The sequence below is a fragment of the Coxiella endosymbiont of Amblyomma nuttalli genome, assembly GCF_018107685.1.
In the GTDB taxonomy this organism is placed as follows: domain Bacteria; phylum Pseudomonadota; class Gammaproteobacteria; order Coxiellales; family Coxiellaceae; genus Coxiella.
The window spans coordinates 166460-181076 of record NZ_CP064834.1; the positions used below are offsets into that span (position 1 = coordinate 166460).

Consider the following 14617-nt stretch of genomic DNA (forward strand, 5'->3'; position numbering starts at 1 on the left):
TAAAAAGAACTGCTGATACTGATATGGTCTTTGTTATAGTGTTTATTCTGTTAGAATCTGTTAAAATGCGCAATTACATAGAGAAATAGAGGTTCTTAGTGAAGCGTCGTCCGTTAGTTGCTGGCAATTGGAAGATGCATGGTACACGCGAAAGCATAACGGTGTTATTAGAAGCACTAAAGCATGGTTGTAAGTGCCTGAAAATAGTGGAATTTGCTGTTTTTCCTTCTTTTATTTTTATTGCTCATTGTGAGGCCGCTTTGATGTATACCCAAATTTCCTGGGGAGCTCAGGATGTCTCAGAGCATGAGACTGGAGCTCATACGGGGGAAATTTCCGCAGCAATGTTACGTGATTTTCATTGTTGTTATGTCATCGTTGGGCATTCAGAGCGACGTCAGTTTAATGGAGAAACTGGTGAGAAAGTGGCTGCCAAAGTAAAAGTGGCTTTGAAGCACGGTATCCGACCAATCATTTGCATCGGAGAAACTGAAAACGAGCGTGAAACGGGACAAACATTAAAGGTAATACAGAAACAACTTGCGGTTGTGCTGAGCATAAATGATAATGGCCTGCTGGATTCACTTAATGGGATGGTTATTGCCTATGAACCTGTTTGGGCTATTGGAACCGGCAAAAATGCCACACCTGATCAGGTCCAGGAAGTGCATGCGGCGATTCGAACCGAATTACATGCACGTGAGATCACGCTTGCAGCAACTACACGGATTGTATATGGTGGTAGCGTAAAGCCAAATAATGCTGGTGCTTTATTCGCGATGCCAGATGTCGATGGGGTACTGGTAGGAGAAGCTTCCTTGCAAGCGGAGCAATTTTTACAAATAGGACAACAATGCAATCGGCAATTCTATTAATACATGTGCTGATCGCCATTTGTCTTGTTGCACTCGTGTTGTTGCAACACGGAAAAGGTGCCGATGTAGGGGCGACCTTTGGTATTGGTGCTTCGAACACTATGTTTGGTAGCGCAGGTGCTACGCCGTTCCTAACGAAAATGACGATCATTTTAGCGGCTATTTTTTTTACGACGAGTATAGGACTCAGTTATTTGGCATCGCGTCAATTCGAAGTTTCAAGAAAAATGCTACCTTTAAAAACAATACCACTTAGAAATTTTCAGCTTGGGATTGGTGGTACTCATGCTCATTAGATGAGGAGCAGGTCGGCCTCCCAGAATAAGGCCGAAGTGGTGAAATTGGTAAACACGCTGTCTTGAGGGGACAGTGGGGAGGTTCCTCTTGCCGGTTCGAGTCCGGCCTTCGGCACACCGGTTTTTGACGGAAATTTGATATACTTGATATACTGTATGCTGTTAGAGGTTGTCTGTGCATAGTTAATTATTAAAGAGTTACTCCTTTGTTAGCGAATTATTTTTCTATTGTAGTATTTATGGGTGTTGGGCTATTTATTGGCTTCCTTTCTCTAGGGTTAGGATGGTTTTTTGGACCCCAACATCCATATAAAGCGAAATTATCCTCTTATGAATGTGGTTTTGAGGCATTTCAGGATGCTCGTTTACCCTTTAACATTCGTTTTTATTTAGTAGCAATTCTTTTTATAATCTTTGATCTAGAAACAGCTTTTTTATTTTCTTGGGCCGTTGTATTACGACACATTGGTTGGAGCGGTTTTTGGTCAATGGTGATTTTTCTCTTTATCCTGCTCATTGGATTTGTTTATGAATGGAAGTGCGGTGCTTTGGAATGGGAATAATATGAAGTATTGGTTAACAAAAGATGGTTTTTTGTTGACTTCCATGGATTATTTGATGCGGTGGGCACGTAGTGGTTCATTGTGGCCAATGACTTTTGGATTAGCTTGTTGTGCTATTGAAATGATGCAGTGCGCCTCATCTCGGTATGATCTTGATCGTTTCGGTGCTGGATTATTTCGACCTAGCCCTCGACAATCCGACGTGATGATTGTTGCAGGTACGCTTTGTAATAAGATGGCACCAGCACTGCGTAAAGTTTACGATCAAATGGCAGAACCACGTTGGGTAATTTCGATGGGTTCATGTGCAAATGGGGGTGGGTATTATCATTATGCTTACTCAGTAGTTCGTGGTTGTGATCGTATTGTACCTGTAGATATATATGTGCCTGGATGCCCACCCACAGCAGAAGCTTTATTTTATGGTGTGATCCAACTGCGTAATAAAATTCGTTATCGAAATATTTTTGATCGTCGGGTAGCGGTTCCTGCTGACTCGCAGTCTTTTAAGCAAGACCATAGAGTTATTTCACGAGTGCAGTTATCTAAAAAAGGCTCAGCTGACCGTGAAGACGTCTAAGGAAAATGTAATGGTTGACAATAAGCAAATACTTGTAAGTTTGGTTAAAGATCATTTTGGTTCACGAATAGAAAACGTAAATGGTGATCTTGATATCGTGACTATAGAATTATCGGCTAATTATCTTCTAGAGGTTGGCACAGTGTTACGGGATGAGCCTTCATTTAAATTTGAATTGTTACTCGATATTTGTGGTGTGGATTATTTAGAATACGGTGTTAATCATTGGCGTACAGAGGAAACGACCAATACAGGATTTAGTCGTGGTTATAATGGGAGCCAATTAAAACAAACAATTCAGTGGAGCAAACCCAGATTTGCAGCGGTTTACCATTTGCTGTCAATTACTAATAATCATAGGCTCCGTTTAAAAGTTTATGTTGATGGTGAGCCACCTGTGGTGCCTTCGATGATTACAATATGGAAGTCTGCGGATTGGTACGAGCGAGAAGCATTTGATTTATTTGGGATTATATTTGATGGTCATCCAGACTTACGGAGGCTGTTAACTGATTATGGCTTTGTAGGTCATCCTTTCCGAAAAGATTTTCCCTTGGTTGGTGAGGTTGAGCTTCGTTATGATGCAGCGCAACAACGTTGTATTTATGAGCCCGTTGATATTCAATCGCGTGTACTTGTTCCTAAAGTAATCCGTATCGATAATCGTTATGAAAAATGTGAAGAAAAAAATGGCTGAAGTTCGTAGTTATACATTTAATTTTGGACCACAACATCCGGCGGCTCATGGTGTATTACGTTTAATCGTCGAAGTCGATGGTGAAGTGGTTCAACGAGTAGATCCACATATCGGTTTTCTTCACCGCGCGACAGAAAAACTGGCTGAAAGTAAACCGTATAATCAATCAATCGGTTATATGGATCGCTTAGACTATGTTTCCATGATGGCCAATGAACACGGTTATGTTTTAGCCATTGAGAAATTATTAAAAGTCGATCCACCTATTCGTGCAAAGTATATTCGTACAATGTTCGATGAAATTACACGAATATTAAATCATTTACTATGGTTGGGAGCACATGCATTAGATGTAGGCGCGGTGACTGTTTTTCTTTATTGTTTTCGTGAGCGTGAAGATTTAATGGATTGCTATGAAGCAGTTTCAGGCACGCGCATGCACGCTACTTATTATCGCCCAGGTGGTGTGTACCGTGATTTACCCGATAGCATGCCAAAATATAAACCTTCGCGCTGGCATAATAGAAAAGAAGTAGCAAAAATGAATGAAGCACGTGAAGGTTCGCTACTTGATTTTATTTGGAATTTTACTGAACGGTTTCCCAAATTAGTGGATGAATACGAGATGTTATTAACTGATAATCGGATTTGGAAACAACGCACAGTAGGTATTGGTGTTGTTTCATCGGAACGGGCATTGCAATTGGGTTTTACTGGTCCTCTTTTACGTGCATCAGGAGTGGAATGGGATCTTCGGAAAAAACAGCCCTATGCAGCTTATGATCGTGTTGATTTTGACATACCAGTCGGGCAGGAAGGCGATTGTTACGATCGCTATTTAGTCCGTATGGAGGAGATGCGTCAATCCATTTGGATTATTCGTCAATGTGTAGAATGGCTACGCAAAAATCCAGGACCAGTCATGATTAACAATCATAAAATTGTGCCTCCGGGTCGAGAAATAATGAAACGCGATATGGAGTCCTTAATTCATCATTTTAAATTATTTACAGAAGGATATGTGGTTCCTGAAGGTGAAGCTTATGCTGCAGTGGAACAGCCAAAAGGAGAATTTGGTGTGTATATTATTTCTGATGGTGCTAATAAACCCTATCGCGTTAAAGTACGTGCAGCAAGTTATCCGCATTTAGCGGCGATCAATGAGATGTGTCGTGGGCATATGATCGCAGATTTAGTAGCAATTATTTCTAGTATTGATATCGTATTTGGCGAGATTGATCGGTAATGTATAACGTAGAGAAACAATTTAAAATCGACGCCTTGGTTGCCAAAGAAATTGATCGATGGGTTACTAAATATCCACCAGCACAAAAACGCTCCGCAGTCGTACCCGCTTTAATGTTTGTACAGAAGCAAAATATGGGATGGTTAAGTAAAGCTGCAATGAATGCAGTTGCGGATTATTTGAAATTACCTCGTGTGTGGATTTATGAAGTAGCTACCTTTTATGATTTATATAATCTCAAACCAATCGGTAAACATAAAATCAGCATCTGTCAGAGTGTATCATGTTTTTTAATGGAAAGTGATGTGATCGTCGATTGCGTTAAAAAACGTTTACTAATTGATTTTGATGAAACAACCGCCGACGGTCTGTTTACGCTAAAGAGTGTGGAATGTATGGCTGCCTGCGGGGGCGCACCCATGTGTCAAATTGACGATCAAAAGTATCACGAAAATTTAACACCTGAAAAAATACTAACTATCATTGATGGATTAGAGCGAGAGTCAAAGATTAATGCTGATTAATGCAGTGTGTTATCGTACTTTGCATTTACAAAAACCGTGGACGTTAAAGTCTTATGAAAGCATTGGTGGCTATAAAATATTGAGAAAGATTCTCAAAGAAAGAACACCACCAGAAAATATCATTAATGAGATAAAGGCATCCGCTCTGCGGGGTCGTGGTGGAGCTGGGTTTCCGACGGGCTTAAAATGGAGCTTTATGCCGCGTGATAAGCCAGGTGAAAAATACGTAATTTGCAATTCAGATGAAAGCGAACCTGGTACATTTAAAGATCGAGATATTTTACGATTTAATCCTCATCAGGTATTAGAGGGAATCGCGATTGCTTGTTACACTTTGGGTGCCAAAGTAGGATATCATTTTTTGCGCGGCGAATTTTGGGAGCCTTTTAATCGATGTGAACAAGCATTGCAAGAAGCATGCGAAACAGGACTCTTCGGGAAAAACATACTAAATTCAGGCGTGGATATTGACATCTATAATCATTTTAGTGGTGGAGCTTATATTTGTGGTGAAGAAACCGCGTTGATGAATGCATTAGAAGGTAAGCGTGGTTGGCCACGATTTAAGCCACCCTTTCCTGCAAATTTTGGTTTATACGGTTGCCCGAGCAATGTTAACAATGCGGAAACTTATGCCTCCATACCGGTAATTTTAGAAAAGGGTAGTAAATGGTTTGCCGACTTAGGGCCTCCAAACAATGGAGGTACAAAAATATTTTCTGTCAGTGGTCACGTGATAAAGCCGAACAATTATGAGGTACCACTTGGTATTCCATTCGCTGAATTATTGGCACTAGCTGGTGGTATGCGCAAGGGGAGCATATTAAAAGCAGTTATTCCAGGAGGCAGTTCGATGCCTATTTTACCAGCCGATATTATCATGAAGACGGTAATGAGTTTTGACGGACTGATTGAAGCAGGCTCTATGTTGGGATCTGGTGGCGTTGTGATCATGGATCAATCGACTTGTATGGTGAAAGTGCTTGAGCGCATTTCTAAATTCTACATGCACGAATCGTGCGGACAATGTACTCCCTGTCGTGAAGGAACAGGCTGGGTTTATCGCTTAGTGCATCAAATTGAAAATTCCGAGAGCACAAAACGTGATTTGGAACAGTTACGTCGAGTTGCCAAAAGCATTGAAAATCGCACTATTTGTGCTTTCGGTGAGGCAATAGCCTGGCCAGTAGCTGGTATGCTAAAACATTTTTATGAAGAATTTGAGTATCATGTTACCTATGGGAAATGTATGGTCTAGACTTCACAATACCTCGACTTGATCACGAGGTTATGACGGAGAAAAGAAAGGAAAGTTAGAAGTAACCGAATACCATGTTCTAGATTCTATCTATTAAGATAACCCATAGGATTATATAGGCAAACGAAACAATGGTAGAAATTGAAATTGATGGTAAAAAAACGATGATAGAAGATACTGCTTCAATTATTGAAGCAGCAGATGCAATGGGGATTTATATTCCGCGTTTTTGTTATCACAAAAAATTATCTGTTGTTGCCAATTGCCGTATGTGTTTAGTGGAAGTCAATAAATCTGGAAAACCCATGCCTGCTTGTGCTACATCTGTGACTGCTGGTATGAAAGTTTTTACTAGATCCCAAAAAACCATTGAGGCTCAACGTGCTGTCATGGAATTTTTATTGATTAATCATCCCTTAGACTGTCCTATTTGCGATCAAGGCGGCGAATGTGAATTGCAGGATCTTGCGATGGGTTTTGGTCGTTCAAGTTCTAACTACGATAAAACTAAGCGCGCAGTATTTAGTGAAAATATTGGTCCATTGGTAGAAACTGAAATGACGCGTTGTATTCAATGTACGCGATGCGTGCGCTTTGGCGAAGAAATTGCAGGATTGCCTGAATTGGGTGTGATTAATCGTGGAGAAAAAGAAGTGATTTCCACTTATATTAGGCATTTTATGCAATCAGAGTTATCGGGAAATATTATTGATCTCTGCCCAGTGGGGGCATTGACGGATAAACCAGCACGTTATCAAGGACGTGGATGGGAATATCATGAAAATGCTGCGATTGCGCCACATGATTGTGTGGGAGGTAATATTTTTTTTCATACGCGCTGGCAACAATATGCGCCACAACGGACAGTTATGCGTGCAGTACCTCGTGAAAATAACGCAATAAATGAAACTTGGATGAGTGATCGTGATCGTTTTAGTCATTTTGGTTTTTATCATGAATCTCGAATTTACCAACCACGAATAAAAAATAATGGAAAGTGGTTAGATGTGTCCTGGGAAAAAGCACTGATAGCGATAAAAACAAAAATAGGAACGTTAATTAAAAAACAGGGTGCCTCACAAATTGGAGCACTGACATCATCAAGCGCTACCGTTGAAGAATATTACTTATTACAAAAATGGCTTCGTGGTTTGGGGAGCCATAATATTGATCATCGCATTCGTTGGCAGGATTTTCGGGATCAAAACGCATTTCCTATTTTTCCTAATTTAGGCTTGCCCATCGCCGATATTGAAAATTTGACTGTAATTTTATTAGTTGGATCCAATGTCCGATTTGAACAACCATTGATCAATCATCGCATTAATAAAGCTTATTCAGCAGGTGCAAAAATTTTAGCTATTAATCCAGTGGATTATCCATTTGCCTTTGAAATAAATGAAAAAATCATTGTTTCTCCGCAGAGGTTGCTTGAGGTACTGCATATGATAATCAGTGAAAAATCACATGCCATTATAGGAACGCTAGCAAAAGCTGAAAAAGCTGCTATCTTTCTCGGAGAGCACGCACTTCATCATGCAGAAGCGTCTGAGATTCGCACATGGGCGTATTTTATTGGAGAAAAATGTGGAGCAAGTGTAGGTTTGCTTACAGAAGGAGGGAATAGCGCCGGCGCCTGGTTGGTTGGTGCAATACCCCATCGTGGGCTAGCAGGCGAATTATTAGATTCACCAGGCCTTGATGCAAAAACGATGCTAACAGCTGATCCTTTGAAAGCCTATTTTTTATTAAATGTCGAACCTGAGTTAGATTCTGCCTATGCGGCAGAAGCTAAAAATACATTAATAAATGCTGAATTTGTAGTTTGCTTGACGACGTTTCTTAGTTCAGAAATGGAATCTTATGCAGATATTCTTTTGCCTATTGCGCCATTTTCGGAATCGGGTGGGACGTTTGTTAATGTAGAGGGGCGTTGGCAATCGTGTATACCGGTAAGCACACCAGAAAATGATTCACAACCAGCGTGGAAAGTGTTTCGCACTTTAGGGAACCTTTTTGGCTTGCCTGGATTTGACTATGAGACACTACAAAAAGTCCAATCTTCACTCATGCCAGCAATTTCCAATCTCACGCTCGCACGATCGCCAATAGTACAGAACATTAAACAATCATCGTTTTCACAACCTTCCCATCCATGTGAAAATGATGGTATTGGTGAATCCTTTCTGATGCGTCTTGCTCCATGGCCAATGTTTTGCGTTGATAATATAGTCCGCCGTTCTCAACCTTTGCAAGAAACTTTGGCAGATCGATTGAACAATATTCGCCTCAATGCAAACACCGCCTCTCGATTAAACTTCATGGTGGGTGATTCTGTGACAGCAATTCAGGGGAAAAGCCGGGTAACACTACCACTGATGATTGACGAACGCTTGGCTGATAATACAGTTTTATTGTTTTCTGGATTAATAGCAACCGCGGGTTTTGGTCAGGCAGATACAACGATTAGATTAGAAAGGAGTGATTAGGGATGGATCAAATTATGATAATAATGATTCGAATTATCATCAAAATTGTTATTATTTTAGTTCCCATCCTAATCGTAGTTGCGTTTTTAACTTTTGCGGAACGAAAAGTTATTGGTTATATTCAAGGACGTATAGGCCCTAATCAAGTTGGCTTTCGGGGTTTTGCGCAACCAATTGCCGATATACTTAAGTTATTATTGAAAGAAATTATTGTTCCTACTGCTTCTAACCGCTATCTTTATTTTATTGCGCCAATTTTATCTTTAGTGCCGGCTTTGCTGGCGTGGTCAGTGATTGCTTTTTCTAAAGGATGGGTGTTAGCCAATGTGAATGCAGGTTTGCTCTTTATATTTGCAATGTCCTCATTGGGTGTATATGGCATTTTGGTGGCAGGGTGGTCTTCTAATTCTAAGTACGCGTTTTTTGGCGCTTTACGTTCGGCGGCTCAGGTTGTTTCCTATGAAATCCCGATGGGTTTTACTTTGGTGGGAGTATTGATTGCAACAGGAACGATGAATTTGCAAGAAATCGTGTTACGACAAACAGGAGGAATTTGGCATTGGTTATGGTTGCCGTTATTACCTTTATTTTTGGTGTATTGGATTACAGCAGTTGCAGAAACGAATCGTGCGCCGTTTGATGTGGCCGAAGGTGAATCTGAAATTGTAGCTGGTTTTCATGTGGAATACTCTGGCATTATGTTTGCACTTTTCTTTTTAGCCGAATATACAAACATGGTTTTAGTATCCGCTATTACTACAGTAATTTTTTGGGGAGGATGGTTGTCACCTTTTCAAGGCATTCCAGCATTAGAGAAGGTGTTTGCTTGGGTGCCCGAAATAGCCTGGTTTCTATTAAAATTATCACTTTTTATTTTTATCTATTTTTGGATGCGAGCTACATTTCCGCGTTATCGTTATGATCAAATCATGCGTCTTTGCTGGAAAATATTAATTCCGGTGACGTTAATCTGGATTATGGTTTTAGCTTTGGCGGTAGAATTTCATTTAAGGTATTTGGTTTGATTAAGAAGTGAAACGATTAAAACAGGTGGTTAAAAGTTTTACGCTCTGGGAGCTGCTAAAAGGGCTTCTGTTAACTTTGCGCTATTTTTACAAGAAAAAGGTTACTGTCTATTACCCAGATGAAGAAGTCCCAAGCTCATTTCGATTTCGGGGTATGTTGGCTTTGCGACGTTATCCGAATGGGGAAGAACGTTGCATTGCGTGTAAATTATGTGAAGCGGCTTGTCCAGCTTGTGCCATTACGATTGAAGCTGGACCACGTCAAAAAGATGGATCACGACGCGCAACGTTATATGATATTGATGTTTTTAAATGTATTAATTGTGGATTTTGCGAAGAAGCATGTCCTGTTGATGCCATTGTTTTGACACCAGAGATGCACTATACGATTAAAGATCGGGGTGAGAATATACTGACTAAGGAAAAATTGCTCATGATCGGAGATATATATGAGGAGCAAATTGCCAAAAATCATGCAAATGATAAAAAGTACCGATAACATATCTGTTATTCTCATAACAGATATGTGGTATTTAGTAATGAAGGAATAACTGAGCCTTAATTAATTGTCTAGATTTTTATTTTTGTGGGATTTGGAAGAGGAGCAAGTTGAGAGTGATTAATGTTTCCTGTGTATGAAGTGATGTTTTTTATTTTTGCAATCGTTTTGGTTGCTGCTGCTACGATGGTCATCGTATCGCGTAATTCAGTGCATGCTGTACTTTTTCTTGTGTTCACTGCTTTTATGAGCGCTGTTTTGTGGATGATGATCCAAGCAGAATTTTTATCTTTAGTTTTAATATTTGTTTATGTGGGCGCAGTGATGACATTATTTTTATTTATTGTCATGATGTTAAATGTCAGACCTGTAAAGATACAAAAAAGATTTGTACGATTTTTATTATTTGGATTATTTTCGATCTTGTTATTCACCGTAACGATGATAATTACTGTAAGGCCTCAACATTTTGGAGCATCCTCTACGCTGTTACCCCGTGTACTACCTGCTAATTTTAGTAATGCAAAAGCAATTGGGATTTTGCTTTATACTCATTATTTATTACCTTTTGAAATCGGGGCTGTTATTTTATTGGTGTCTATTATTGCAGCAATTACGCTTGCATTGCAGAAGCGAAAATCGGATGCCAAGTCACAACGTATTTCAGAACAATTGGGAACAACTAAGGAAAATCGTTTGCGTATCATAAAAATGAAGGTAGAAAAACCATGATACCGCTAGGTTATTTCTTGATAATCGGTATTATTTTATTTGGCCTGGGATTTGCTGGTATTATTATTAATCGAAATAATTTAATCACGCTATTCATGTGTATTGAACTCATGTTACTGGCTGTTAATACAAATTTTGTTGCCTTTGCTCAATATTTTCAGATGGGTGTAGGAGAAATATTTGTGTTTTTTATTTTAACAGTTGCTGCCGCAGAGTCAGCGATTGGTTTAGCAATTTTAGTACTATGTTATCGTCACCATAGCAGTATTGGTATGGATAATATGAAAGTTTTGAAAGGATAGTAGAGAACTAAGGATAATAAAAATAGCAAGAACACAAAGATGGTAGTTCGGAATTTAACATTACTGATTGTGTTAGCACCCTTATTAGGTTGCCTAATTGCAGGATTAGGTGCCAAATACATGGGCCGGCGTGGAACACAGTGGATCACCATTAGCTTGATGACAATTTCCTTCTTAAGTGCTATTTGGCTTTTTAAATTAGTGACAATCGAAGGGAAACATTATTATGGGGCTATTTACACTTGGGGTGTTAGTGGTCGATTTCATTTCAATATGGGACTTATGGTAGACCAACTAACATCAGTGATGATGTTAGTTATAACCTTTATTTCCTGGGTAGTACATATTTATAGTACCGGCTATATGGTTGATGATCCAAGTTATCGACGATTTTTCTCTTACATGTCGATGTTTACTTTTGCGATGCTCATGCTAGTTACGGCGAATAATTTTCTTCAATTATTTTTTGGCTGGGAAGGAGTCGGTTTAGTTTCATATTTATTAATCGGTTTTTGGTTTGATAAGGAGTCGGCTGTGACTGGGAGTTTAAAAGCCTTTTTGGTAAATCGAGTTGGTGACTTTGGATTTATTTTGGGAATTGCTGCTATTTTGGATTACTTTGGAAGCTTGGATTATCATACTATCTTCAATGCAGCAGGAGATATACATGATACACTGAGTATTTTACCTAATGTTCATTGGTCGATAATTACAGTGATTTGTGTCTTATTATTTATCGGCGCTATGGGTAAGTCAGCGCAAATGCCATTGCACGTATGGCTGCCAGAATCTATGGAGGGTCCCATTCCAATTTCCGCTCTCATTCATGCAGCAACAATGGTGACAGCAGGTGTATTTTTGGTTGCTCGTATGTCGCCACTCTTTGAATTATCACAAGCAGCACTCAGTACAGTACTTATTGTTGGCGCAACTACGGCACTTTTCACAGGTATACTAGCTTTTGTGGAATTTGATATCAAGCGTGTCATTGCATTTTCAACAATGTCACAGTTGGGTTATATGATGGCGGCGGATGGCGCATCCGCTTATTCTGTAGGTATTTTTCATTTATTAACGCATGCTTGTTTTAAGGCATTACTATTTTTAACAGTTGGTTCTATTATTATTGCTATGCATCATGAACAAGATATGCGTAAAATGGGTAATCTTCGAAGATATTTGCCAATAACTTATATAACTTTTTTAATAGGTGCTTTATCATTGGCTGCTATTCCACCTTTTGCAGGATTTTATTCTAAGGACGCCATTATTGAGGCAGTTTCGTATTCCACCATTCCAGGATCAGGATATGCATATGGATGTTTATTAGCAGGTGCTTTTGTAACAGGCTATTATATTTTTCGGGCGTTTTTTATAACTTTTCATACGGAAGCCAGAATGACTGCAAAAATGAGGTCGACGTTAAAAGAAACTCCGTGGAATATGCGTGTACCTCAATGGATTTTAGGTGCTCCCTCACTATTGCTGGGGGCACAACTAATTTATTGGATTCTTTATTGTTATCCTGGTTTACTAGGCTCAAGCATCGAAACATTATCTCCTGATGGTGTGTTGAAAACCATGGCTAACGAATATCATGGTGCTGTTTTTATGGCTTTCCATTCAATTGTCACACTGCCATTTTGGTCATCTGTTTTAGGCATTGTATCTGCTTGGTTTACGGTCATTAGTGTGCCGAAAATACCCTCATTACTAAAACGTCATATGTCATGGTTATATCGAATTTTAGTTATTAGATATGCATTTGATATTTTTAATTGGATTATTTTTGTTCGTGGTGGTCGGACACTAGCTAATTTTTTTTTCCTTATAGGAGATTTGAAATTACTAGATCATTTTATTATAGATGGCGCGGGACGAAACGTTACCCGCGTAGCACGTTTCATGCGTCGCTTGCAGTCAGGCTATTTGTATCATTATGTATTCGTAATGGTACTGAGTCTATTAGTATTTTTAATTTGGTCAGTGTTTAGTCATAAAGTAAAATAATGGCATTTGATAATATACCTCTGCTGAGTACACTAATTTGGTTGCCTATTTTTGGATCTATTCCTGTAGCAATGTTTAATAGAGCAGAGCGAGCTAATCGAGCACGTGTGCTAGCTCTGTTGATCGCGTTAGTTTCTCTCATGTTCTGTATCCCGTTGTATGTCACCTTCGATACAACTACTGCAGCAATGCAATTCACAGAACATTTTAATTGGATTCCAATATTGAAAATAAACTACGACATCGGTGTTGATGGTATTTCCATGCCACTTATTTTGTTGACTTGTTTTACGACCTTCTTGGTGATTTTAGCTTCTTGGAAGATGGTTAAAAAGAAAGTAGGGTACTATCTAGCTATTTTTCTGGTAATGCAAGGAACGATTATTGGGGCATTTTCATCCTTAGATGCGATGTTATTTTATTTCTTTTGGGAAGCAATGTTAATTCCAATGTACTTGAGTATTGGTATTTGGGGAATGGAAAAGCGCTCGTATGCTGCGATTAAATTTTTCCTGTATAATTTTTTAGGATCTGGACTGTTATTAATCTCTTTATTGTATTTGCACATCCACTCAGGAAGTTTTTATATCCTGAGTTATTATCATCTACATATGAGTATAGCTATCCAGATTTTGGTTTTCCTAGGTTTTTTAATCTCATTTGCGATCAAAGTACCAATGTGGCCATTTCATACGTGGTTACTTGATACACACACCGAGGCACCGATAGGTGGTTCTGTCGTACTGGCAACTTTAATGTTGAAATTGGGTAGCTATGGATTCTTACGATTTAGCTTGCCTATTATACCTGATGCTAGCAATTATTTAGATTGGCTTATGATTGTTCTCTCACTTGTTGCTATTATATATATTGGATTTATTGCGATTGCACAAACCGATATGAAAAAATTAGTTGCGTATTCATCAGTAGCACACATGGGATTTGTTACATTAGGTGCGTTTATGCTGTTTGTGATTGTAGCACACACAGGAAGTAGAAAAGACGCATATTTAAGTTTAGAAGGTGCAATGATGCAAGTCATTTCACATTCTTTTAGTGCTGGTGCGATGTTTTTAGGGTTTAGTATGCTGTATCAACAATTGCACTCGCGTCATATTCGTGATTTTGGCGGCATTGCCAAAACTATGCCTTGTTTTGCTGCCTTTTTTATGGTTTTTGCGATGTCTGATATAGGATTGCCAGGAACTTCCGGATTTGTAGGTGAATTTATGATTCTGCTTAGTACATTCAAGGCTAGTTTTTGGGTGACTTTCTTGGCAGCATCTACTTTATTAATTGGAGCTACCTATACCCTATGGATGTATAAACGAGTCTTTTTTGGTCCCATTACGCACCCTGCGGTGGCGCAGTTAAAAGATATTGATCTGTCAGGTACTGTTATTTTTATTTTATTGGCATCCGCTATCGTGTGGATTGGTATTTATCCAAATGCATTATTAAACGTGTTTCATGCATCGATTGATAATTTACTATATGAAGTATTGCAACCTAGATTATAAA

The 14617-nt window shown here is 39.1% G+C and carries 14 protein-coding genes, 1 tRNA gene and 1 pseudogene; all 16 read left to right on the forward strand.

Annotation, left to right across the window (positions count from 1 at the left end):
* Nucleotides 1-98 precede the first annotated feature (98 nt).
* The 16 genes and pseudogenes from tpiA (at nucleotide 99) to CEAn_RS00595 (ending at nucleotide 14616) form a co-directional block, all read left to right on the forward strand.
* Complete coding sequence (tpiA, locus tag CEAn_RS00520) at nucleotides 99-875, forward strand: triose-phosphate isomerase (RefSeq protein WP_211923904.1); 777 nt, start codon at nucleotides 99-101, stop codon at nucleotides 873-875.
* Nucleotides 854-1171, forward strand: a complete 318-nt coding sequence (gene secG / locus CEAn_RS00525) for a preprotein translocase subunit SecG (RefSeq protein WP_211923905.1) — start codon at nucleotides 854-856, stop codon at nucleotides 1169-1171. The genes tpiA and secG overlap by 22 nt, the downstream gene beginning before the upstream one ends.
* Nucleotides 1172-1201: 30 nt before the next feature.
* A tRNA-Leu gene (locus CEAn_RS00530) sits at nucleotides 1202-1286 on the forward strand.
* Between the two features lie 124 nt (nucleotides 1287-1410).
* The gene (ndhC, locus tag CEAn_RS00535; RefSeq protein WP_211924125.1) at nucleotides 1411-1734 is read left to right on the forward strand and encodes an NADH-quinone oxidoreductase subunit A; all 324 of its coding nucleotides are present in this window, start codon (nucleotides 1411-1413) and stop codon (nucleotides 1732-1734) included.
* Nucleotide 1735: 1 nt separating this feature from the next.
* A pseudogene (locus tag CEAn_RS00540) lies at nucleotides 1736-2218 on the forward strand (NuoB/complex I 20 kDa subunit family protein); the annotation flags it as partial.
* A 106-nt stretch (nucleotides 2219-2324) separates the two neighbouring features.
* Nucleotides 2325-3011 carry an NADH-quinone oxidoreductase subunit C gene (locus CEAn_RS00545; RefSeq protein WP_211923906.1) on the forward strand — a complete coding sequence of 229 codons (687 nt, stop codon included), beginning with the start codon at nucleotides 2325-2327 and terminating at the stop codon, nucleotides 3009-3011.
* Nucleotides 2983-4257 (forward strand): NADH-quinone oxidoreductase subunit D, encoded by a 1275-nt coding sequence (locus CEAn_RS00550; RefSeq protein WP_211923907.1) that lies wholly within the window; start codon nucleotides 2983-2985, stop codon nucleotides 4255-4257. The genes CEAn_RS00545 and CEAn_RS00550 overlap by 29 nt, the downstream gene beginning before the upstream one ends.
* Nucleotides 4257-4781 carry an NADH-quinone oxidoreductase subunit NuoE gene (gene nuoE, locus CEAn_RS00555; RefSeq protein WP_211923908.1) on the forward strand — a complete coding sequence of 175 codons (525 nt, stop codon included), beginning with the start codon at nucleotides 4257-4259 and terminating at the stop codon, nucleotides 4779-4781. The genes CEAn_RS00550 and nuoE overlap by 1 nt, the downstream gene beginning before the upstream one ends.
* Complete coding sequence (gene nuoF, locus CEAn_RS00560; RefSeq protein ID WP_211923909.1) at nucleotides 4771-6039, forward strand: NADH-quinone oxidoreductase subunit NuoF; 1269 nt, start codon at nucleotides 4771-4773, stop codon at nucleotides 6037-6039. Before nuoE ends, nuoF begins: the two co-directional genes overlap by 11 nt.
* A gap of 131 nt (nucleotides 6040-6170) precedes the next feature.
* Nucleotides 6171-8528 (forward strand): NADH-quinone oxidoreductase subunit NuoG, encoded by a 2358-nt coding sequence (nuoG, locus tag CEAn_RS00565; protein ID WP_211923910.1) that lies wholly within the window; start codon nucleotides 6171-6173, stop codon nucleotides 8526-8528.
* Nucleotides 8529-8530: 2 nt separating this feature from the next.
* Nucleotides 8531-9553 (forward strand): NADH-quinone oxidoreductase subunit NuoH, encoded by a 1023-nt coding sequence (nuoH, locus tag CEAn_RS00570; protein ID WP_211923911.1) that lies wholly within the window; start codon nucleotides 8531-8533, stop codon nucleotides 9551-9553.
* Nucleotides 9554-9560: 7 nt separating this feature from the next.
* The gene (nuoI, locus tag CEAn_RS00575; protein ID WP_211923912.1) at nucleotides 9561-10052 is read left to right on the forward strand and encodes an NADH-quinone oxidoreductase subunit NuoI; all 492 of its coding nucleotides are present in this window, start codon (nucleotides 9561-9563) and stop codon (nucleotides 10050-10052) included.
* Between the two features lie 123 nt (nucleotides 10053-10175).
* Nucleotides 10176-10784, forward strand: coding sequence for an NADH-quinone oxidoreductase subunit J (locus tag CEAn_RS00580; protein ID WP_211923913.1), 609 nt, complete (start codon nucleotides 10176-10178; stop codon nucleotides 10782-10784).
* A complete protein-coding gene (gene nuoK, locus CEAn_RS00585) occupies nucleotides 10781-11086 on the forward strand; it encodes an NADH-quinone oxidoreductase subunit NuoK (protein ID WP_211923914.1) in 306 nt (101 codons plus the stop codon). Before CEAn_RS00580 ends, nuoK begins: the two co-directional genes overlap by 4 nt.
* A 39-nt stretch (nucleotides 11087-11125) precedes the next feature.
* Nucleotides 11126-13096, forward strand: coding sequence for an NADH-quinone oxidoreductase subunit L (gene nuoL, locus CEAn_RS00590; RefSeq protein WP_211923915.1), 1971 nt, complete (start codon nucleotides 11126-11128; stop codon nucleotides 13094-13096).
* Nucleotides 13096-14616, forward strand: coding sequence for a complex I subunit 4 family protein (locus CEAn_RS00595; protein ID WP_211923916.1), 1521 nt, complete (start codon nucleotides 13096-13098; stop codon nucleotides 14614-14616). Before nuoL ends, CEAn_RS00595 begins: the two co-directional genes overlap by 1 nt.
* The last annotated feature ends 1 nt before the right edge of the window (nucleotide 14617 follow it).